Here is a 20,094-nt window from a genome sequence, read left to right as displayed (position 1 = left end):
CATCTGCTCGCCGTCGGGCCAATGCTTGGTCAGGCCGCCTTCGGGGATATTGCCGTCGGCGCCCTTGAGCATGAAGTTCTTGATGCGGATATTGGCGAAGGTGCCGCGCATCATGATTTGATGATTGCCGCGACGCGTGCCGTATTGGTTGAAGTCGGCCTGACGCACCTGATGCTCGGACAGATATTTTCCGGCAGGCGACGTCAGCTTGATCGCGCCGGCCGGCGAGATGTGATCGGTGGTGATCTTGTCACCGAACATCGCGAGGATCCGCGCATCGACCACGTCGACGATCGGGTCCGGCTCTTTCTTCATGCCTTCGAAGTAAGGCGGGTTCTGCACATAGGTCGAGCTCATGTTCCAGCGATAGGTTTCGCTGTCCACGGTCTTGATCTTGCGCCAGTTGGTGTCGCCCTTGAACACGTCGGCGTAGCGCTTCTTGAAGATCGTCGAGGTGACGTACTTCTTCATGAAGGCGTTGATCTCCTTTGTCGTCGGCCAGATATCCCTGAGGTAAACCGGCTTGCCGTCCCTGCCGGTGCCGAGCGGTTCGGTGGCGAGATTCTTCGTCACCGTTCCGGCCAACGCGTGCGCCACCACCAGCGGCGGCGAGGCGAGATAATTGGCCTGCACGTCCGGGCTGACGCGGCCCTCGAAATTGCGATTACCCGACAGCACCGCGGCGGCGATGATGCCGTTGTCGTTGATCGACTTCGAAATTTCTTCCGGCAGCGGGCCCGAATTGCCGATGCAGGTGGTGCAGCCGAAGCCGACCAGATTGAAGCCGACCTTGTCGAGTTCGAGCTGCAGTCCGGAATTGGCGAGATATTCCGCAACCACCTGGCTGCCCGGCGCCAGCGAGGTCTTGACCCATGGCTTTGCAGTCAGGCCCTTGGCGGCGGCGTTGCGCGCCAACAGGCCGGCGCCGATCAGCACGCTCGGATTGGAGGTGTTGGTGCAGGAAGTGATCGCCGCGATCACCACGTCGCCATGGCCGAGATCGAAATTCCTGTTCTCCACCGAATAGCGCTTCGAGGCCTCCGTGGCCTTCTTGTATTCGGATGTCATCGCAGCAGTAAAACCTTCGCCAACCGCGGGCAGCGCGACACGGCCTTCGGGGCGTTTCGGTCCCGCCATCGAGGGCACCACGTCGCCGAGATCGAGGGTGAGGGTTTCGGTGAACACCGGATCGGGCGACTTGGCGGTGCGGAACAGGCCTTGCGCCTTGGCATAGGCGACCACAAGCGCGACGCGGTCAGCCTTGCGGCCGGAGGTCTTCAGGTAATCGATGGTCTCGGCGTCGACGGGGAAGTAGCCGCAGGTCGCGCCATATTCCGGCGCCATGTTGCCGATGGTCGCCTTGTCCGCGACCGAAAGGTAATCGAGACCGGGACCGTAAAACTCGACGAATTTTCCGACCACACCCTGCTTGCGCAGCATCTGCGTCACCGTCAGCACCAGGTCGGTAGCGGTGACGCCTTCCTTCATCTGCCCCTTGAGCTTGAAGCCGACCACTTCGGGCAGCAGCATCGACAGCGGCTGGCCCAGCATGCAGGCTTCCGCCTCGATGCCGCCGACGCCCCAGCCGAGCACGGCGAGGCCGTTGACCATGGTGGTGTGCGAATCAGTGCCGACCAGCGAGTCCGGATAGGCGACCTCGAAGGTTGCGGTCTTCTTGCCGACCGTCATCTTCTCCTTGCGGGTCCACACCGTCTGCGCGAGATATTCGAGATTGACCTGGTGGCAGATGCCGGTGCCGGGCGGCACCACGGAGAAATTCGAGAACGCGCGCTGGCCCCATTTCAGGAATTCGTAGCGCTCCTGGTTCTGCTTGTATTCCTCGACCACGTTCTTGGCGAACGCCTTGTTGTCGCCGAAGAAGTTCACGATCACACTGTGGTCGATGACGAGATCGACCGGCACCAGCGGATTGATCTTCTCGGCATCGCCGCCGAGCGACTGCATGGCGTTGCGCATCGCCGCCAGATCGACTACCGCCGGCACGCCGGTGAAATCCTGCATCAGCACGCGCGCGGGGCGGAAGGCGATTTCATGTTCGAGCTTGCGCTTCTTCAGCCATTTCGAGACCGCGACGATGTCGTCCTTCTTGACGGTGCGGCCGTCTTCATTGCGCAGCAGGTTTTCCAAGAGCACCTTCATGGAATAAGGGAGTTTGGAGATTCCCTTGAGACCGTTCTTCTCGGCGGCGGGCAGGCTGTAATAGACGTAGGTCTTGCCGCCGACCTTGAGGGTCTTCTGGCTTTTGAAGCTGTCGAGCGAGGTCATGTGAGGAAATCCCAATTGTCAGTTATGCCCGGCAAGGGTATTTTAACACCGTCAGCGAGGTGGGCCCTGAAGGCTTGCAGACGCGGATTGTGTGCTGCATCAAGTTCCGGCTTATAGAATCATTCCAGTGGCACCGCCACACCGACAAGCGTGCGGCAGCCTTGCGGTACCCAATAATTCTGCTGCGGTAGCCACAGGTTTCCAGAGGGCTGTGAAAGGCCAATATGCGGCTCGCAGGGTCCGGCGTCAGGTGTGTGCGGGGCGGCCGCGAGGTGTTTTCCGGCCTCGATTTCGAGGCCGCTTCGGGTGGCGCGCTGGCCGTGACCGGCGCCAATGGCGCGGGCAAAACCTCGCTGCTGCGGATGATCGCAGGGCTACTGACGCTCGCCAGCGGATCGATCGTCCTGGAAGGCGGCGAGAACGAGCTGACGCTGGCTGAACAAGCGCATTATCTCGGCCACCGCGACGCCCTGAAACCCGCTTTGAGCGTGATGGAGAACCTCGAATTCTGGCGGGATTTTTTGGGCGGCGAGGTGTCGGACGCCGCTGAAAGCCTTGCCGCGGTCGGGCTCGATCATGCCGCCGAATTGCCGGCGGCGTATCTGTCCGCCGGCCAGCGGCGCCGGCTCTCGATCGCCCGGCTGCTCGCGGTGCGCCGGCCGATCTGGCTGCTCGACGAACCCACCAGCGCGCTCGATGCCGATGGGCAAGCCCTGTTTGCCGGCCTGATGGGTGAGCATCTCGGGCGCGGCGGCCTGATCATCGCCGCCACCCATGCGCCGCTCGGGATTGCCGCGCCCGAATTGCGGATCGGGGGCGCCGCATGACCGCGCTGGCCGCATTGCTCACGAGGGACATCCGAATCGCGCTGCGGGCGGGCGGCGGGGCGCTGATCGGCGTGCTGTTCTTTCTGATCGTCGTGGTTCTGACGCCGTTTGCGATCGGCCCCGAGCCGGCGTTGCTGGTGCGCGTCGCACCCGTCACGCTGTGGATCGGCGCGTTGCTCGCGAACCTGCTCAGTCTCGACAGCCTGTTTGCGACCGACCGCGAGGATGGCTCGCTCGACCTGATCCTGATGGCGCGCTCGCCGCTGGAACTGACGGTCGCCGCCAAGGCCGCCGCGCAATGGCTCACCACCGGTCTTCCACTGGTGGTCGCCTCGCCATTCCTGGGAATGCTGCTCAACCTCGAACCCTCTGAAAGCCTAGCCGTGACGCTGACGCTTGCCGTCGGCACGCCGGCGCTCACATTTACAGGCGTGATCGGCGCGGCGCTCACCGTGTCGCTCCGCCGCGGCGGACTTTTGCTCGCGGTGCTGGCCTTGCCGCTGACGGTGCCGGTCCTTATTTTCGGTGTCGCCGCATCGAGCGCGGCGATCACGGGTGCGGAGACTTTTGGCGCATCGTTCACGATTCTGTGCGCGCTAACCGTGATGAGTTTTGTAGCGGGTCCGCTTGCCGCGGCCGCCGCACTCCGGCTCGAGATGGAGTAAAACCGGAACTCTTCGCGTGTATCCTGGCTCGGGCCTGCCTTGTTGCGGCCTCGGCGAACACTCAGTAAGACACCCACTCTATGGCTTTGATCGACCTTGCCAACCCGTCGCGCTTTCTGGCTTTCGCCGGACGCGTCCTGCCGTGGCTCTATGGTGTGACTGCCGTCGCTTTCGCGCTGACCTGCTACCGATTATTTACCATCTCGCTTGCTCCCTACGAGCAGCGGCAAACCATCGAAATCATGTTCATCCATGTGCCGACGGCGTGGCTTGGCATGTTCGGCTGGGCGGCCATGAGCGTCGCTGCCCTGGGCACGCTGGTCTGGCGCCACCCGCTCGCCGACGTCGCCGCCAAGGCGACGGCTCCGGTCGGCGCCGCCTTTACATTCGTCTGTTTCGTGACCGGCTGGTTATGGGGCCGCGCCAGTTGGGCCGGCGGCGGCAACCTGCCGCTGGAATACATGGTTCTGGACGCGCGGCTGAGTTCGGTCCTGATGCTGCTGATCCAGTATCTCGTGGTCATTGCGCTGGTCCGCACCATCGAGGATCCCGCCCGCGCGGCCCGCGCGGCGGCCATCCTGACGCTTGCCGGAGCGGTCATCCTGCCGATCATCAAATTCTCGGTGGAGTGGCGGGAAGGGCAATACACGCTGCACCAGACCTCGTCGGTGTTCGTCAGCGGGGGACCGAAACTCGACACGCCGATCCTGGTCACGCTGTTGATCTCGACGGTGGCCTTCACGCTGCTGTTCGTGACCCTCCAGGTCGCGGCGATGCGGAACGAGATATTGCGGCGGCGGGTTCGCAGCTTGCGGCTGATGTACGCCGACGAGAGGCCCGCATGAACCTTGGCGAACATGCCGGCTTCATCATCGGTTCCTACGCGGTCGCGGTGGTCGTGGTCATCCTGCTGTTTGCCTGGGTCGCGCTCGACTTTCACGCCCAGCGGCGCATCCTTGCCGATCTGGAAGGCCGCGGCTTGACGCGGCGGTCGCAGCGCACGGAAGAGGGCAACCCATGAGCGCTACCCCGGACCAACTGCCCCGGCGCCGCTCCTGGCTGATGGCGCTGCCGCTGCTCGCCTTCGCAGCACTGGCCGCGCTGTTCTGGTTTCGGCTGGGCGACGGCGATCCGTCGAGAATTCCCTCCGCCCTGATCGGCCATCCGGCGCCGCAAACCGTGCTGCCGCCACTGACCGGCCTCGTCAACAATGGCGCGGCGGTGCCCGGGCTCGATCCCGCCATGTTCAAGGGCAAGGTCAGCCTCGTCAACGTCTGGGCCTCATGGTGCATCCCATGCCACGACGAGGCGCCGCTGCTGACCGAACTCGGCAAGGACACGCGGCTGCAGGTGGTCGGCATCAACTACAAGGACGGGCCCGACAATGCGCGGCGCTTTCTCGGCCGCTACGGCAATCCCTATGGCATCGTCGGCGTCGACGGCAACGGCCGCGCCGCGATCGAATGGGGCGTCTACGGCGTGCCGGAAACCTTCGTCGTCGGCCGCGACGGCACCATCGTCTACAAGCTGGTCGGCCCGGTAACCCCTGACAATATCAACAGCGTGCTCAAGGACGCGATCGACAAGGCGCTGAAGTGACGACGTAGTCGTCATTCCGGGATGGTCCGAAGGACCAGACCCGGAAGCTCGAGATTCCGGGTTCGATGCTGCGCATCGCCCCGGAATGACGGTTTACCCCTTGCTCACATCCCCCTCCGCCGCCTCGCTCGCTTCGAGCGAGGCCGGCTCGAGATGATAGCGCTTGATCAGCGGCATCTGGGTGACGGCAAATATCATGGTCAGCGGGATCACGCCGAATGCCTTGAAGCCGACCCAGAAATCGGTGCTCTGGGTGCGCCAGATGATCTCGTTCAGGATCGCCATCGCAAGGAAGAACAGCGCCCAGCGCAGCGTGAGGATGCGCCAGCCCTGCGGCGTCAGATTGAACATCTGGTCGAACATGATGGCGATGAAGGAGCGGCCGAACAACAGCCCGCCGCCGAGGATCAGGGCGAACAGGCCGTAGATGATGGTCGGCTTGACCTTGATGAAGGTCTCGTCGTGCAGCACCAAGGTCAGCGTGCCGAACACGATGACGACGACGCCGGTCACCAGCGCCATGATCGGCACGTGCCGCGTCACCAGATAAGACGCGATCATCGCCGCCACCACCGCCACCATGAACGCGCCGGTCGCCACGAACAGATGGAATTTGGCGTTGGCAACGAAGAACACCATCAGCGGCCCGAGTTCGGTTGCAAGCTTGAACAGCGGATGCGGCGTGGTCTTGTCCATCATTCAATCCCTGCGATCGCCTGCGCGAAATCCCGCGCGGTGAAGGCGGCGAGATCATCGATGCCCTCGCCGACGCCGATGAAATGCACCGGCAGTTTGAACTTCTCCGCCAGCGCCACCAAGATGCCGCCGCGCGCGGTGCCGTCGAGTTTGGTCATCACGAGGCCGCTGACATCAGCGGTACGATGAAACGCCTCGACCTGCGACAGCGCATTTTGCCCCACCGTGGCGTCCAGCACCAGCAGCACCGCATGCGGCGCCGAGGCATCGACCTTGCGGATGACGCGCACGACCTTTTCGAGTTCGTTCATCAGCTCGGCCTTGTTCTGCAGCCGGCCCGCGGTATCGATCAGCAGCACGTCGAATTTCTGCTCGCGCGCCGCGGTCAGCGCGTTGAACGCAAGGCTTGCTGAATCAGAGCCCTGCGCGCCTGATATGACCGGCGATTTGGTGCGCTCGCCCCAGATCTTCAATTGCTCGATCGCCGCCGCGCGAAACGTGTCGCCGGCCGCCAGCATCACCTTGCGGCCTTCGGCGGCAAGCTTTGCCGCGAGCTTGCCGATGGTGGTGGTCTTGCCGGAGCCATTGACGCCGACCACGAGAATGACGAACGGCTTTTTCGTCCCGTCGATGACGAGCGGTTTCGCCACCGGCGCGAGCACCTTCTCGACCTCGGCCGCGACCACCGCTTTCACGTCGTCCGCGGTGATCGCCTTGTCGTAGCGGCCGTGGCCGACCGCGGCTGCGATCCGCGCCGCCACCTCGGTCCCCAGATCAGCGCGCAGCAACACGTCCTCGATGTCCTCGAGCATCGCGCGGTCGAGCTTGCGCTTGGTGACGAGATCGGCGACCGCGGTCGAAAGCGAATTCGAAGTTCGCTTCAACCCGCCGGACAGCCGCCGCCACCAGCTCAGTTTTGTCGTTCCGTCAGTGGTATCGTTCATGGCGGGGGTGTGTTAGCGGTTTCGTCCCATGAGCGAAAGCCTCGAGCGAAGCGGTGAGGTTCCCGAACTGACCGCGGAGGAAATCCAGGCCCGCGTGCTCCATCGCGACGGCTTGATGCTGGTGATCGACAAGCCCGTCGGCCTGCCGGTGCATCGCGGGCCCAAGGGCGGCGCCAACCTCGAATCCTCCTTCGATGCGCTGCGATTCGGGCTGCCGCGGCCGCCGGTGCTGGCCCACCGGCTCGACAAGGATACCTCCGGCTGCCTCGTCTTGGGGCGGCATCGCAAGGCGACCGCATCGCTTGGCCTGCTGTTCAAGCATGGCAAGATCTCGAAGACCTACTGGGCATTGGTCGAGGGCGGGCCTGTTGCGGCCGAGGGCACCATCGACATGCCGCTCGGCCGCCTCAATGCCGAGCGCGGCTGGTGGCAGAAGCCCGATCCGGAGGGACAGACGGCCGTCACCAACTGGAAGGTGCTCGGCCGCGGCGACGGCCTGGCCTGGCTCGCGCTGGAGCCGGTCACCGGCCGCACCCATCAATTGCGCGTGCACGCTTCCGCGATGGGCTGGCCGATCATAGGTGACAACATCTACGGTAACGGTCCGCGCTTCGGCGAGCCGCGGCTGCATCTGCATTCCCGCGAGATCGTGATCCCGATTTCGAGGAACAAGGACCCGGTGCGTGTGACCGCGCCGGCGCCGGCGCATCTGCTGCAGCGGCTGCGGGCGTGTGGGTGGATGGGGGAGTAGTTCAAGACTCGTCATGGCCGGGCTTGACAAGTTGAGGTACCTCACACAGTCAGCCTTGCGCCATCGATCCCGCTGATCGTTAGCCTCCGCACAGCACCGGGCGCCTCCCCGCTGATCGCAACGGGGACGAAATGTTCGGTGCGGCCCTGGGTGGCGCTTTCGATCAGGACTTCGCGTGTCGCCCCGATCTCCGATGCCAGCCGCTTCTGCAATGCCGCCTCTGCCGCCGCGCGCAGCCGCTTCGCACGCTCCTTGATCGCGAGGCCATTCACCTGCGGCATTCGGGCCGCCGGCGTGCCCGGCCGCGGCGAATAGGGGAATACGTGGAGGAAGGTGAGGTCGCATTCCTCCACCAGATCGATGGAGCGGGCGAACATCTCCTCGGTTTCCGTCGGAAAGCCCGCGATGATATCGGCGCCGAGTGCGATGTCGGGCCGCAACCGCCGCAGCTGCGCGCAGAAATCGATCGCATCCTTTCGGGAATGCCGCCGCTTCATCCGCTTCAACACCAGATCGTCGCCGGATTGCAGCGACAGATGCAAATGCGGCATCAGGCGCTCGTCGTCCGCGATCACGTCCAGCAGGTCGCGGTCGACCTCGATCGAATCCACCGATGAAATCCGCAACCGCTTCAGCTCCGGCACGTGCCGCAGGATCTGTTTCGTCAGTTGACCGAGCTTCGGGGCGCCCGGCAAATCCGCGCCATAGCTCGTCAGGTCGACGCCGGTCAGCACGATCTCGGCGTGGCCGCACGCAACCAGCGCGCGGACCTGCTCGACCACCGCCCCCATCGGCACCGAACGCGAATTGCCGCGGCCATAGGGGATGATGCAGAAGGTGCAGCGGTGATCGCAGCCGTTCTGGACCTGCACGAACACCCGGGGCAGGCCGTTCTGAAATCCATCGACCAGATGCGGCGCCATCGCCCGGACCGACATGATGTCGCTGACCGCGATCTTTTCATGGCTGCCGAGGTCAAATGCCGCCCGCGCATCGCGCCAGGCCTCGCCGCGCATCTTGTCGTCGTTGCCGAGCACGCGATCCACCTCGGCCATATCAGCGAACATTTCGGCCTGGGTCTGCGCCGCGCAGCCGGTGACGACGATGCGCGAGGAAGGCCGCTCGCGCTTCAACCGCCGGATCGACTGCCGCGCTTGCGCCACGGCCTCGTTGGTGACCGCGCAGCTGTTGATGACGATGGTGTCGGTGAGCCCGGCGCCTTCAGCCTCTCGCGCAATCACTTCGGATTCGAAGGCGTTGAGACGGCAGCCGAAGGTGACGATCTCGACGGGGGCTGGCGCAAATTCGTTTACCTCGCCCCGCTTGCGGGGAGAGGTCGGATTGCATGCAATGCAATCCGGGTGAGGGGGACTCTCCACGAGTCGCGCTCCCTGAGAGAGCCCCTCACCCCGACCCTCTCCCCGCGAAAAGCGGGGAGAGGGAGAAGTGGTCGATGGTACTTGTGTTGGACTCATATGATCTAGGCGACGGAGGCGAACAGCGCCGGATCGAAGCGGCCTTCATATTCGAAGGTCGCCGTTCCCGTCATCAGCACGTGGTCGTCACCCTCGCGCCACTCGATTTCGAGCTCGCCGCCGGGCAGCGAAATCCTGACGATGCGATTGGCGCGCCGGAGCCGCGCCGCGGCGACGGCGGCGGCGCAGGCCGCCGAGCCGCAGGCTTTTGTCAGTCCCGCGCCGCGTTCCCAGGTGCGGATCGTGATGTGATCGCGATCGACAATGTGCGCCAGCGTGATGTTGGCGCGTTCGGGGAAGATCGGGTGATTTTCCAGCAGCGGGCCGAAGCGAGCGAGATCGTAGGCGTCGACGTCGTCGACCCAGAAGATCGCATGCGGATTGCCCATGCTGACCACCGACGGGGTGTGCAGCACCGGCGCGTCGATCGGGCCGATCTGCAGCTCGATCGAACGGGTGTCGCGGAATTCTTCCGCCAGCGGAATGTCCTTCCAGCCGAACTTTGGCGGCCCCATGTCGACGGTGTAGAGGTCCGCCTCGCCCTGCCAGCAATTCAACAGCCCGGCCCGGGTCTCGAAGGTGGCCGAGGTCTGGCCGGTCGCCTCGAACAGCCGCTTCACCACGCAGCGCATGCCGTTGCCGCAGGCGGCGGCCTCCGAGCCGTCATTGTTGTAGATGCGGATGAAGGCCTCGGTGCCGGCAAGCCGCGGCGGCTGCAGCACCATCAGCTGGTCGTAAGGCACCCCCGCCGGCTGGGCCACCGCGCGCGCTTCCTCTGAGGTCACCGCGGCAGGCGCGTCGCGCAGATCGACCACGACGATTTCGTTGCCGATACCGTTCATCTTGGCAAACGCGTGGTTGGCGAGCGCGCTCATGGAATTTCCCGAATGATGCCAGCCTTATATGGCGAGTGGGGGTGGATTGGCCAGTATGGTGATTCTGTGTCGCCGCCCCCTGCCGGGGACGCAGGGCCATGAATTATCTGTCATGGGACGAGGACGCCCTCCGCGTGTTAACCTGCCGGTGCCTTCGCGGCCTGAGCCGGGACGCTCGAGCGAACGGCCCCATTGGATGAGGCTTTGGAGAAATTCGATGAATTGCCGCCCCCCGTTTCGCCTCGTCATGACAACGCTGATCCCGTTCGCCGCGATGGCGCTGGGCTTTGGCAGCGCGCTGGCGCAGGCGCCTTCGGCTTCGCCCGCCCCGACCGTGACCGCGACGCCGGCGCCCGCACCGATGGCATCGCCGGCGCCTGTGGCCAGCCCCTCGGCGGCGCCACCGGCGGCCGAGGCGCCCGTACAGACCGCCGATCCCTTCGGCGAGGAGATCACGCTGGCGCCGAAGACGGTGATCGTCCTGAAGGGCAACGCCAACTGGGATTCGGCGTTCGACGCCCTGATCGATTCCTTCAAGTCGCTGTCGGCGCTGCTCGACAAGCAGGGCATCAAGCCGTCAGGCAATGCCATGATCGTCTACACCTCCACCGACGACACCGGCTTTACGTATCTGGCGGAAATTCCGGTCGATCAGGATCCGAAGAACCTGACCAAGGCGATGAGCATGGGCAAATCGCCCGACGGCAAGGCTTTGAAATTCGTCCATCGCGGCTCCTACGACAATATGGACAACACCTATGAGGCGATCACCAATCACCTCGACGACAAGAAGCTGGAAGCCAAGGACACCTTTATCGAGGAATACATCACCGATCCCCTGAAGACCGCGGAAGACAAGCTCGTCATCAATGTCTATGTGCCGCTGAAGTGAGGCCCATGAAGCGCTGCGCGCCTTTCATCGCCATCGCGGCGACTATCGTATGGGCCGCGCCCGCGTCGGCGCAGGCCGTGCCGTCGGCGATTTCCGTCTCGGGCGAAGCCACGATATCGGTGGCGCCCGACCAGGCGCAGATCGAGGCCGGCGTCACCTCGGAGGCCAAGACCGCGCGCGGGGCGTCGGAAGCCAACAATGCCGCGATGGGCCAGGTGCTGCTGGCGCTCAAGGCCGCGGGCATCGAGGCCAAGGATATCCAGACTTCCCGGCTGTCGCTGCAGCCGGAAAGCGCGCCGAACCGCACCGGCGGGGCGAATTCCATCGTCGGCTACCGCGCCAGCAATCAGGTCACGGTGCGCCTGCGCGACGTCGCCAAGGTCGCCGGCACGATCGACATGCTGGTGGGCGCCGGCGCCACCGATATCGGCGGCATCGATTTCTCGGTGTCGAATGCCTCGAAACTGCTCGACGACGCCCGTGCGCAGGCGATCGCCGACGCCCGCCGCAAGGCCGAGATTTTGGCCAAGGCCGCCGGCGTCACCCTCGGCGCGCCGCTCAGCATTTCCGAAGGAGACGCGCCCGGCCCGATCGGGTTTCGCAAGTTCGCGGCCGGCATGCCCGCACCTCCCACTCCGGTGGCGCAGGGCGAAGAGACGCTGCAGGTCAATGTCAGCGTGTCCTGGGAGATCAAGCCGGGGCCGTGATGCGTCGCCCTCGCAAAGGCCGATGCTCATACGCCGCAGCGCTCTCTTCTCCCCTCCCTCCGCTTCGCGTAGCGAAGTGGCGGGGAGGGGAGCGCAGGCACCGTGCATGACTTCGCGCGTGACTCCGCGATCTCGCCGCATGTGATTTGCGCGAGGTATTTAGTTATTTCCCGCCCTCTCTCCGCCTGGAAATCTCTTGCGTGCCTGCTGGCGATATGCCCCATTCATTCGTCAACGAGACCGGAACGCCGAAACGAAAAGTCCGGTTCGTCATCGACGACGGGCCGGCGCGAATTTTGTGGGAGGGATACGATGTTTTGCAAACGTCTCGTTCAGGCCGCGACCATTGCTCTCGCCGTTACCCTGCCGGCGACGGGATGGGCGCAGCAGGTGCTCAAGGTCGGCTCGACCCCGACCGGCATTCCCTTCACCTTCCTCGACACCAAGACCAATTCCATCCAGGGCCTGATGGTCGATCTCATCACCGAGATCGGCAAGGATGCCGGCTTCCAGGTCCAGATCGAGCCGATGCAGTTCTCCACGCTGGTCGCCTCGCTGACGTCGAACAAGATCGACATCATCTCGGCGGCGATGTTCGCTACCTCGGCGCGCAAGGAGGTGATCGACTTCTCGGATGCCGTCTACACCTATGGCGAAGGCCTGGTGGTGCCGGCGACCGACAAGAAGGACTATGCGACGCAGGAAGATCTGAAGGGCGAGGTCGTCGGCGCCCAGGTCGGCACGGCCTTTGTCGATGCACTGAAAAAGACGGGGCTGTTCGCCGAGGTCAAGGTGTACGACAACATCCCCGACATCCTGCGCGACGTCAACACGGGCCGTCTCAAGGCCGGTTTCGCCGATTATCCGATCCTGGCCTACAACCTCAAGCAGGGTAATTTTCCGGAAGTCCGCCTGGTCGAATCCTACAAGCCGGTCACTGTCGGCACCGTCGCCATCGGCGTCCGCAAGGGCGATCCGGACCTGCTCAAGAAGATCAACACCTCGCTGGCCAAGCTCAAGGCCGATGGCACCGTCGAAAAGATTCTCGGCAAATGGGGGCTCAAGGCTCAGGGCGCCTGATCGATCGAGGCGGCGCGAAGCGCTACTCAGTTTTGGGCGAGCATTGGAACGCGTGATCTCAATCAATGCAAAAGTTCCTGGCTGACGCGAGCGAATTTTTCCCGATCCTGCTGCAGGGCGTAGGGCTGACGATCCTCGTCACCGTCGGCTCGCTGGTGCTGTCGACCATTCTCGGCCTGGTCTGGGCGATGATGCGGGTCTCGGGAATCCGCGTCCTGTCGGGCGTGAGCGCCGGCCTGATCAATTTGATCCGCGGCATCCCGATCATCGTGCTGTTGTTCTATTTGTATTTTGTGATGCCGGATTTCGGCATCACGCTGACCGCGTTGCAGGCCGCGATCCTCGGGCTCGGCATTGCCTACTCGGCCTATCAGGCGGAAAATTTCCGCGCCGGCATCGAGGCGATCGACAAGGGACAAATCGAGGCCGCGCAGACCATCGGCATGGGCTGGTGGCTGACCATGCGTCGCGTCGTGCTGCCGCAGGCGGTGCGGATCGTGCTGCCGCCCTACGGCAACATCATGATCATGCTGTTGAAGGATTCCTCGCAGGCCTCCACCATCACGGTCGCGGAACTGGCGCTGCAGGGCAAGCTGATCGCCTCCTCGACGTTCAAGAACACCAGCGTGTTTACCCTCGTCGCCCTGATGTATCTCACCATGAGCATTCCGCTGATCCTGCTGGTTCGCCATCTCGAAAAGCGGGCGAGCCGCCGATGATCGAGCTTCGCAATGTCCACAAGAGCTTTGGTGCGGTCGAGGTGCTCAAGGGCATCAGCGCTTCCGTCGAGAAGAGCGAGGTCGTCTGCATCATCGGCCCGTCGGGCTCCGGCAAGTCGACCATCCTGCGCTGCATCAACGGCCTGGAGAGTTATGATGCCGGCGACATCCTGGTGGAGGGAACGCGGGTCGAGAGCAAAGCCGCTTCGATCGTCGCGATCCGGACCCAGGTATCGATGGTGTTCCAGCGCTTCAATCTGTTTCCGCATCGAACGGCGATCGAGAACGTCGTTGAAGGACCGATCTATGTGAAGAAGGCTCCGCCCGCCGAAGCGCTCGAGCGCGGCCGCGCCCTTTTGGCGCAGGTCGGTCTTTCCGACAAGGCCAACGCCTACCCGGCGCAGCTTTCCGGCGGCCAGCAGCAGCGCGTCGCCATTGCGCGCGCGCTGGCGATGCAGCCGAGAGCGATCCTGTTCGATGAGCCGACGTCGGCGCTCGACCCCGAACTGGTCGGCGACGTGCTGGGGGTGATGCGAAAGCTCGCCGACGACGGCATGACCATGGTCGTGGTGACGCACGAGATGGGGTTTGCCAGGGAGGTAGCCGACCGGGTGCTGTTCATCGACGGCGGCGTCATCGTCGAGCAGGGCGCGGCGAAATCCCTGCTCGATCAGCCGCAGCACGCGCGGACGCAGGATTTCCTGCGCCGCGTGCTGCATCCCCTGTGATGTGAAGCTGGCGGATCGTACGACAATGACTCACACCCCTCCTGCCTGGCCGCCCAGTCTCTATGCGGATACCGCCGTCCCGCCCGTGCCGACGCCGGCGCTCGACGTCGACAGGGTCGTGTCGGTCGCCATCATCGGCGGCGGCTTTGCCGGATTGTCGACCGCGCTGCATCTGGCCGAGCAAGGCACGGACGCGATCGTTCTCGAGGCACGAGAACCGGGCTGGGGCGCATCGGGCAACAATGGCGGCCAGCTCAACCCGGGGCTCAAATTCGATCCCGACACGATCGAGGCGACATTCGGCGCCGACCTCGGTCGGCGGATGATCGCATTCGCCTGGGACACGCCGACCTTCACGCTCGACCTGATCCGCCGCCTCGGAATCGAGTGTGACGCGCGACAGAACGGCACGCTGCGCGCGGCCTATCGCGAAACCGCTGCAGCCGCCGTCGAGGCCACCGCGGAGCAGTGCCGCCGCCGCGGCATGCCGGTCAGCGTGCTCGATCGAAACGCCGTTGGCGAAGCGACGGGAACGGACCGATACGTCAACGCCATGCTGGATCGCCGCGGCGGCGATCTGCAGCCGCTGAGTTTTGCGCGCGGCCTGGCGCGCGCTGCGATCGCCGCCGGCGCCGCCGTCCACGGCCAGACGAAGGCTGTGTCATTGCGGCGTGAGTCTGGGCGATGGCGCATCGAGACGCCGCACGCGGTGGTGAGGGCCGAAAAAGTCCTGATCGCGACCAACGGTTTTACAGATGATCTCTGGCCCGATCTTCGCCGGACCATCGTGCCGGTGTTCAGCTCCATCACCGCGACCGAGACGCTGCCCGACGACGTCGCGCGGCAGATCATGCCGACGCGATCGGTGCTTTATGAAAGCGGCCATATCACCGTCTATTATCGGGTCGATGCGTCGAACCGCCTGCTGATGGGTGGCCGCGGCCCGATGCAATGGATCAGGGATCCCCAGGCGGTTGCCTATCTCATGCGCTACGCTGCGCGGCTCTGGCCTTCGCTTCGCAGCGTCCGCTGGACCCACGGCTGGAACAGCCGCCTCGCCATCACGGCCGATCATTATCCCCATGTCCACGAACCCGGTGCGGGTGCGCTCATCTATCTCGGCTGCAACGGCCGCGGCGTCGCGCTCGCCACCGCCATGGGAAAGCAATTGGCAAGACGGCTGATCGAGGGCGAAGCCGCCGAGCTCGACCTGCCGGTGACGGCCGTGAAGCCGATTCGCTTCCATGCCTTGTGGCCGCTGGCGGTGAAGAGCGCCGTCCTCTACGGCCGCATTCGCGACCGGCTGGGACTTTAGCGCGAGCGAAGAAACGCTGCATAACACGCGTCCCTGCGAAAGCAGGGACGACAAGAATCAAATCTCGAATACCTGCCCCGGCTTCAGCGCGACGAATTTTTCGCGCGGAATTTTTGCTTCATCGAGCGCGGCGTGCAGCGCCGTGACCGGCGCGTCGATCGCTTCGTCGGTTAGTTGAAACGTGCCGTGGTGATTGGCCACTGCAGCCTGCGCGCCGCAATCGCCGAGCGCCATCACGGCATCCGACGGATTCATATGCTGATCGCGCATGAACCAGCGCGGCTCGTAGGCGCCGATCGGGAGGATCGCCAGCCGCAGCGGGCCGTGCGCGTCGGCGACGCGGCGGAAATGCTTGCCCTCGCCATAACCGGAATCGCAGACGACGTAGAGCTTGCCGGCGGGTGTTTCCATGACAAAGCTCGCCCACAACGTCTTGTTGCGGTCGAACAGTCCGCGCGCCGACCAGTGCCGGGTCGGCACCAGCGTCACCGCGACAGCGTTGCCAAGCTCGACACGATCGTGCCAGTCAAAACCCTCGGCCCTGATCGCGCTGTCTGCGCCGCGCATGGTGACGTCATTGCCAAGCGGCGTGATCACGCGCGGCGAGAATTTGGCGGCCAGCATCGAGAGCGTCGGAATGTCGAGATGATCGTAATGGCCATGCGACACCAGCACGACGTCGATCTCGGGCAGCTTGTCGAAGGCGATACCGGGATCGTTGTGCCGCTTCGGACCGGCAAAGCTGAAAGGCGAGGCGCGCATCGACCAAAGCGGGTCGACCAGGATATTCAGCCCCGCGGTCTGGATCAGCCAGCTCGCATGACCGACAAAGGACAGTCGCACCTTTTCGCCGGCAACACGCTCCGGCGGCGTGTCGGCATACGGGCTCGGCGCCCATTCCGGCCAGGCGTGGCGCTGACGGTTGCGGCCGAACTGCCAGCGCAGCACCTCGGTAAGCGATTTCGGCGGCATGCCATCGGGATCGAAGAACCGCTCACCGTCGAAATGATCGGAGACCGGCCCGGCATAGGTTTTCATTCGGGACATCCACACTGACGGCACGCCGATCGCGGCGGCAGCGCCCGCGAGCAGCCCCAGGACACGACGACGGGTGAGCTTCATGCCCCGATTGGCCCCAAATTCGGTCGTTTCGGCAAGGGGCAAGCGACTTCCTTGGCTTCACGAAAACGCCATTTTGCCGCGACTTTCCTTGACTTTTGGGCCTTGCAGGAGTTTAACGCCGCCAATCATCGAAAAGGAGTTTCTTTTCGACCCGCCGACCGGCCCTTGAGGCCGGAGGTCAACGCCCGACAGCGCGATGCGCCCTCGGGCGCGAAAATGTTTGGACGACTATCTTCTCCCTCGCCCCGCCCTTCGCTGGGAGAGGGCAAAGGCGGCCTCAGGGCCGCCGTACTTGATAGAAAAACACCGATGCAACGCATCGGCTACGGTGAGGGGCTCTTGCTTGCTTCTCGCTTCGGTACCCCCTCACCCGGATCGCCGTGGGCGATCCGACCTCTCCCCTCAAGCGGGGAGAGGTGAAGAAGGACTGCGGACGTGTTCGACAATCTGTCGGAAAAGCTTGGCGGCATTCTCGATCGGCTGACGCGGCGCGGGGCGCTGACGGAGGCTGACGTCGACGCTGCGATGCGCGAGGTGCGCCGCGCGCTCTTGGAAGCCGACGTCTCGCTCGACGTGGTCAGGAGCTTTACCGAAAAGGTCCGCGAGCAGGCGATCGGCGCCACCGTGGTCAAGTCGGTCACCCCCGGCCAGATGGTGGTCAAGATCGTCCATGACGAACTGATCGCAACGCTGGGCTCCGACGGCCAGAGCATCGACCTCAACGCGGTGCCGCCGGTCGCGATCATGATGGTCGGGCTGCAAGGCTCCGGCAAAACGACCACCACTGCAAAACTCGCCCGCCGCCTGACCCAGCGCGACAAGCGCAAGGTGCTGATGGCCTCGCTCGACATCTATCGTCCGGCGGCGATGGAGCAGCTCGCCGTGCTCGGCCGCGACCTCGACATCCAGACCCTGCCGATCGTGATCGGCCAGAAGCCGGCGCAGATCGCCAAGCGCGCGCTGGAGGCGGCAAGACTCGGCGGCTACGACGTGGTGTTGCTCGATACCGCCGGGCGTACCACGCTCGACGAAGAGATGATGACGGAGGCGGCCGAGATCAAATCCGCGGCCAATCCGCACGAGGTGCTGCTGGTCGCGGATTCCCTGACCGGGCAGGACGCGGTCAATCTCGCGCGCGCCTTCGACGAGCGCGTCGGCCTCACCGGCATCGTGCTGACGCGGGTGGACGGCGACGGCCGAGGTGGTGCTGCGCTGTCGATGCGTGCGGTTACCGGAAAACCCATAAAACTGATCGGCACCGGCGAAAAGACCGATGCGCTGGAGGATTTTCACCCAAGCCGGATCGCCGGGCGCATCCTCGGCATGGGCGACGTGGTGTCGCTGGTGGAAAAGGCCGCCGCCAATATCGACGCGGAAAAGGCCGCGCGCACCGCCGAGCGGATGCGCAAGGGCCAGTTCGACCTCACGGACATGCGCGAGCAATTGCTGCAGATGGCGAACATGGGCGGCATTTCCGGATTGATGGGCATGATGCCCGGCATTGCGAAAATGAAGAACCAGATCGCCAATGCCGGACTCGATGACCGCGTCATCAAGCGCCAGGTCGCCATCATCGATTCGATGACGCGGCAGGAGCGCAAGAGCCCCGACATCCTGAAAGCCAGCCGCAAGAAGCGCATCGCCGCGGGAAGCGGGCAGAAGGTCGAGGAAGTCAACAAGCTGCTGAAGATGCATCGCAACATGGCCGACATGATGAAGGCCATGGGTTCGGGCAAGCGCGGACCCTTGGCGGGCATCGCGCAGGCGATGGGTTTTGGCGGTGGCGGCGGCATGCCCTCGCCCGAGCAGATGAAGGCGCTGGCCGAGAAGATGCCGGGCGGCGGCGGTCCCGGCGGCATGCCGGCGCTGCCAAAGGATTTGCCGGCGGGTCTTCGCTCCGGCCTGCCGAATTTGCCGGGACTGACGGGCTTGAGCGGCAAGCCGAACCTGCCGGGCCTCGGCGGCTTCCCCGGACTGGGGAAGAAGAAATGAGATTTTTTTCGTCATTGCGAGCGAAGCGAAGCAATCCATCTCGCAGCGAGCAGGAAGCTGGATTGCTTCGTCGCAAGTGCTCCTCGCAATGACGAACTAATCAAACGAAACATTCAATCCAACTCACACCCACTCACCAGGAGAACCCCATGCCAGTCGTCATCCGCCTCGCCCGCGCAGGCACCAAGAAGCGTCCGGTCTATCATGTCGTCGTCGCCGATTCGCGCTTTCCGCGCGACGGCCGCTTCATCGAACGGCTCGGGCATTTCAATCCGCTGCTGCCGAAGGACAACGAGGCACGGCTGAAGATCGACATGGACAAAACCAAGGCCTGGCTCGCCAAGGGCGCGCAGCCGTCGGACCGGGTGACGCGCTTCCTCGATGCCGCCGGCGTGGTGAAGCGCGCCGCGCGCAACAATCCGGAAAAGGCCGTGCCGCGCAAGGAGCGCAAGGCCAACGCCGAAGCCGCCGCCACAGCCGCCTCGGCTGCCGCTGCCGCCGCCAAGAAATAAGCGCTGGCGGCGCGCGGCGATGGCGGCCCAGATCTGCATCGCCCGGATCGGTGCCGCCCATGGCGTGCGCGGCCAGGTAAAACTGTGGACGTTTACGGACGACCCGCTGGCCGTGATGCAGTACGGTTCGCTCGCGACCAAGGACGGCGCGCGTTCGTTTGAAATCGCGACCGCCCGCGAAGCCAAGGGCCATCTGGTGGCGACGCTGAAGGGCGTCGCAACCCGCGAGGAAGCCGAGCGGCTCAACGGCATCGAGCTCTACATCGCGCGCGACAAACTGCCTGCCACCGATGAAGACGAATACTATCACACCGACCTGATCGGTCTCGCCGCGGTCAATGCCGCAGGCGAGCCGCTAGGGCGCGTCCTCGCGATCCATAATTTCGGCGCCGGCGACATCATCGAAATCGCCCCACCGCACGGCGCAACCATGCTGCTGCCGTTCACCAACGCGGTGGTGCCCACGGTCGATCTCGCGGACGGACGGGTGGTGATTGAACTGCCCGCGGAGATAGAGGGCGACGAACCGTAATTCCGGTCGTCATCGCCGGACTTGATCCGGCGATCCATCTTCTCGCGAAGACGATGGATACGCGGGTCAAGCCCGCGTATGACATTCCCTGTAAATCGCGATGGTTCCGAATGATCTGGCGCGCGACCGTGCTGACCCTGTTTCCGGAGATGTTCCCCGGCCCGCTCGGCGTCAGCCTCGCCGGCAAGGCGCTTGCCGCGGGACTGTGGGCGCTTGACGCGCGCGATATCCGGGACTCCGCCACCGACCGCCACCGCAGCGTCGACGATACGCCGGCCGGCGGCGGGCCCGGCATGGTGCTGCGGGCCGACGTGCTGGCGGCGGCGATCGATGCAGCCGATATCGCCCCCGATCGTCCGCGGCTGCTGATGAGCCCG

The 20,094-nt window shown here is 64.5% G+C and carries 21 protein-coding genes and 1 pseudogene; 16 read left to right on the top strand and 6 right to left on the bottom strand.

Going from position 1 to position 20,094, the window contains the following annotated elements:
- On the bottom strand, positions 1-2,286 hold a 2,286-nt coding region (acnA, locus tag VK804_RS25805), incomplete at its 3' end, for an aconitate hydratase AcnA (RefSeq protein WP_325375487.1).
- 224 nt (positions 2,287-2,510) lie between these two features.
- Between acnA and ccmA the strand changes: the two genes are divergently transcribed.
- The 5 genes from ccmA (at position 2,511) to VK804_RS25780 (ending at position 5,377) form a co-directional block, all read left to right on the top strand.
- Positions 2,511-3,113 carry a heme ABC exporter ATP-binding protein CcmA gene (gene ccmA, locus VK804_RS25800; protein ID WP_325375485.1) on the top strand — a complete coding sequence of 201 codons (603 nt, stop codon included), beginning with the start codon at positions 2,511-2,513 and terminating at the stop codon, positions 3,111-3,113.
- Positions 3,110-3,778, top strand: a complete 669-nt coding sequence (ccmB, locus tag VK804_RS25795; protein ID WP_325375483.1) for a heme exporter protein CcmB — start codon at positions 3,110-3,112, stop codon at positions 3,776-3,778. The genes ccmA and ccmB overlap by 4 nt, the downstream gene beginning before the upstream one ends.
- Before the next feature lie 80 nt (positions 3,779-3,858).
- Positions 3,859-4,623 (top strand): cytochrome c biogenesis protein CcsA, encoded by a 765-nt coding sequence (gene ccsA, locus VK804_RS25790; RefSeq protein WP_325375481.1) that lies wholly within the window; start codon positions 3,859-3,861, stop codon positions 4,621-4,623.
- Positions 4,620-4,799, top strand: a complete 180-nt coding sequence (gene ccmD / locus VK804_RS25785) for a heme exporter protein CcmD (protein ID WP_325375479.1) — start codon at positions 4,620-4,622, stop codon at positions 4,797-4,799. The genes ccsA and ccmD overlap by 4 nt, the downstream gene beginning before the upstream one ends.
- Positions 4,796-5,377, top strand: coding sequence for a DsbE family thiol:disulfide interchange protein (locus tag VK804_RS25780; RefSeq protein ID WP_325375477.1), 582 nt, complete (start codon positions 4,796-4,798; stop codon positions 5,375-5,377). The genes ccmD and VK804_RS25780 overlap by 4 nt, the downstream gene beginning before the upstream one ends.
- Before the next feature lie 93 nt (positions 5,378-5,470).
- Here the strand turns inward: VK804_RS25780 and VK804_RS25775 are convergent, their stop codons facing one another.
- Both VK804_RS25775 and ftsY read right to left on the bottom strand, forming a co-directional pair.
- Positions 5,471-6,073: a septation protein A gene (locus tag VK804_RS25775; RefSeq protein ID WP_325375491.1), complete on the bottom strand. Its 603-nt coding sequence runs from the start codon at positions 6,071-6,073 to the stop codon at positions 5,471-5,473.
- Complete coding sequence (gene ftsY / locus VK804_RS25770) at positions 6,073-7,017, bottom strand: signal recognition particle-docking protein FtsY (protein WP_325375475.1); 945 nt, start codon at positions 7,015-7,017, stop codon at positions 6,073-6,075. The genes VK804_RS25775 and ftsY overlap by 1 nt, the downstream gene beginning before the upstream one ends.
- Positions 7,018-7,045: 28 nt before the next feature.
- On the opposite strand from ftsY, the gene VK804_RS25765 reads away from it, so the two are divergent.
- The gene (locus VK804_RS25765) at positions 7,046-7,768 is read left to right on the top strand and encodes an RNA pseudouridine synthase (RefSeq protein ID WP_325375473.1); all 723 of its coding nucleotides are present in this window, start codon (positions 7,046-7,048) and stop codon (positions 7,766-7,768) included.
- Positions 7,769-7,809: 41 nt separating this feature from the next.
- Here VK804_RS25765 and mtaB read toward each other — a convergent pair whose 3' ends face one another.
- Together mtaB and dapF are read right to left on the bottom strand one after the other, a co-directional pair.
- The gene (gene mtaB, locus VK804_RS25760) at positions 7,810-9,051 is read right to left on the bottom strand and encodes a tRNA (N(6)-L-threonylcarbamoyladenosine(37)-C(2))-methylthiotransferase MtaB (RefSeq protein WP_325375489.1); all 1,242 of its coding nucleotides are present in this window, start codon (positions 9,049-9,051) and stop codon (positions 7,810-7,812) included.
- A gap of 197 nt (positions 9,052-9,248) precedes the next feature.
- Positions 9,249-10,118, bottom strand: a complete 870-nt coding sequence (gene dapF / locus VK804_RS25755) for a diaminopimelate epimerase (protein WP_325375471.1) — start codon at positions 10,116-10,118, stop codon at positions 9,249-9,251.
- 217 nt (positions 10,119-10,335) lie between these two features.
- Between dapF and VK804_RS25750 the strand changes: the two genes are divergently transcribed.
- The 6 genes from VK804_RS25750 (at position 10,336) to VK804_RS25725 (ending at position 15,559) form a co-directional block, all read left to right on the top strand.
- A complete protein-coding gene (locus VK804_RS25750) occupies positions 10,336-11,010 on the top strand; it encodes a GyrI-like domain-containing protein (RefSeq protein WP_325375469.1) in 675 nt (224 codons plus the stop codon).
- A 5-nt stretch (positions 11,011-11,015) separates the two neighbouring features.
- Complete coding sequence (locus tag VK804_RS25745; RefSeq protein WP_325375467.1) at positions 11,016-11,717, top strand: SIMPL domain-containing protein; 702 nt, start codon at positions 11,016-11,018, stop codon at positions 11,715-11,717.
- A gap of 312 nt (positions 11,718-12,029) precedes the next feature.
- Entirely contained in the window at positions 12,030-12,797 is a 768-nt protein-coding gene (locus tag VK804_RS25740) for an ABC transporter substrate-binding protein (RefSeq protein WP_325375465.1), read from the top strand.
- A gap of 65 nt (positions 12,798-12,862) precedes the next feature.
- Complete coding sequence (locus tag VK804_RS25735; protein WP_325375463.1) at positions 12,863-13,516, top strand: amino acid ABC transporter permease; 654 nt, start codon at positions 12,863-12,865, stop codon at positions 13,514-13,516.
- Positions 13,513-14,244, top strand: a complete 732-nt coding sequence (locus tag VK804_RS25730) for an amino acid ABC transporter ATP-binding protein (protein ID WP_325375460.1) — start codon at positions 13,513-13,515, stop codon at positions 14,242-14,244. The genes VK804_RS25735 and VK804_RS25730 overlap by 4 nt, the downstream gene beginning before the upstream one ends.
- Positions 14,245-14,269: 25 nt before the next feature.
- Positions 14,270-15,559 (top strand): FAD-binding oxidoreductase, encoded by a 1,290-nt coding sequence (locus VK804_RS25725; protein WP_325375458.1) that lies wholly within the window; start codon positions 14,270-14,272, stop codon positions 15,557-15,559.
- Between the two features lie 57 nt (positions 15,560-15,616).
- Here the strand turns inward: VK804_RS25725 and VK804_RS25720 are convergent, their stop codons facing one another.
- A complete protein-coding gene (locus tag VK804_RS25720) occupies positions 15,617-16,681 on the bottom strand; it encodes an MBL fold metallo-hydrolase (RefSeq protein ID WP_325375456.1) in 1,065 nt (354 codons plus the stop codon).
- 435 nt (positions 16,682-17,116) lie between these two features.
- Between VK804_RS25720 and ffh the strand changes: the two genes are divergently transcribed.
- The 4 genes and pseudogenes from ffh to VK804_RS25700 all read left to right on the top strand — a co-directional run.
- Positions 17,117-18,673, top strand: coding sequence for a signal recognition particle protein (gene ffh / locus VK804_RS25715; protein WP_325375454.1), 1,557 nt, complete (start codon positions 17,117-17,119; stop codon positions 18,671-18,673).
- A gap of 149 nt (positions 18,674-18,822) precedes the next feature.
- Complete coding sequence (gene rpsP, locus VK804_RS25710) at positions 18,823-19,185, top strand: 30S ribosomal protein S16 (RefSeq protein WP_325375452.1); 363 nt, start codon at positions 18,823-18,825, stop codon at positions 19,183-19,185.
- Positions 19,186-19,204: 19 nt separating this feature from the next.
- Positions 19,205-19,717 (top strand): ribosome maturation factor RimM, encoded by a 513-nt coding sequence (rimM, locus tag VK804_RS25705; protein WP_325375450.1) that lies wholly within the window; start codon positions 19,205-19,207, stop codon positions 19,715-19,717.
- 110 nt (positions 19,718-19,827) lie between these two features.
- Positions 19,828-20,094: pseudogene (locus tag VK804_RS25700) on the top strand (tRNA (guanosine(37)-N1)-methyltransferase TrmD); the annotation flags it as partial.

Source organism: Bradyrhizobium sp., assembly GCF_035484855.1.
Lineage (GTDB): Bacteria > Pseudomonadota > Alphaproteobacteria > Rhizobiales > Xanthobacteraceae > Bradyrhizobium.
The sequence above is the reverse complement of the archived record's forward strand: the minus strand, read 5'-3'. Positions and strand labels throughout refer to the sequence as shown.

Coding starts and splice junctions, on each gene's coding strand:
- ccmA (WP_325375485.1), top strand. CDS start 2,511: ATGCGGCTCGCAGGGTCCGGCGTCAGGTGTGTGCGGGGCGGCCGCGAG.
- ccmB (WP_325375483.1), top strand. CDS start 3,110: ATGACCGCGCTGGCCGCATTGCTCACGAGGGACATCCGAATCGCGCTG.
- ccsA (WP_325375481.1), top strand. CDS start 3,859: ATGGCTTTGATCGACCTTGCCAACCCGTCGCGCTTTCTGGCTTTCGCC.
- ccmD (WP_325375479.1), top strand. CDS start 4,620: ATGAACCTTGGCGAACATGCCGGCTTCATCATCGGTTCCTACGCGGTC.
- VK804_RS25780 (WP_325375477.1), top strand. CDS start 4,796: ATGAGCGCTACCCCGGACCAACTGCCCCGGCGCCGCTCCTGGCTGATG.
- VK804_RS25775 (WP_325375491.1), bottom strand. CDS start 6,073: ATGGACAAGACCACGCCGCATCCGCTGTTCAAGCTTGCAACCGAACTC.
- ftsY (WP_325375475.1), bottom strand. CDS start 7,017: ATGAACGATACCACTGACGGAACGACAAAACTGAGCTGGTGGCGGCGG.
- VK804_RS25765 (WP_325375473.1), top strand. CDS start 7,046: ATGAGCGAAAGCCTCGAGCGAAGCGGTGAGGTTCCCGAACTGACCGCG.
- dapF (WP_325375471.1), bottom strand. CDS start 10,118: ATGAGCGCGCTCGCCAACCACGCGTTTGCCAAGATGAACGGTATCGGC.
- VK804_RS25750 (WP_325375469.1), top strand. CDS start 10,336: ATGAATTGCCGCCCCCCGTTTCGCCTCGTCATGACAACGCTGATCCCG.
- VK804_RS25745 (WP_325375467.1), top strand. CDS start 11,016: ATGAAGCGCTGCGCGCCTTTCATCGCCATCGCGGCGACTATCGTATGG.
- VK804_RS25740 (WP_325375465.1), top strand. CDS start 12,030: ATGTTTTGCAAACGTCTCGTTCAGGCCGCGACCATTGCTCTCGCCGTT.
- VK804_RS25735 (WP_325375463.1), top strand. CDS start 12,863: ATGCAAAAGTTCCTGGCTGACGCGAGCGAATTTTTCCCGATCCTGCTG.
- VK804_RS25730 (WP_325375460.1), top strand. CDS start 13,513: ATGATCGAGCTTCGCAATGTCCACAAGAGCTTTGGTGCGGTCGAGGTG.
- VK804_RS25725 (WP_325375458.1), top strand. CDS start 14,270: ATGACTCACACCCCTCCTGCCTGGCCGCCCAGTCTCTATGCGGATACC.
- VK804_RS25720 (WP_325375456.1), bottom strand. CDS start 16,681: ATGAAGCTCACCCGTCGTCGTGTCCTGGGGCTGCTCGCGGGCGCTGCC.
- rpsP (WP_325375452.1), top strand. CDS start 18,823: ATGCCAGTCGTCATCCGCCTCGCCCGCGCAGGCACCAAGAAGCGTCCG.
- rimM (WP_325375450.1), top strand. CDS start 19,205: ATGGCGGCCCAGATCTGCATCGCCCGGATCGGTGCCGCCCATGGCGTG.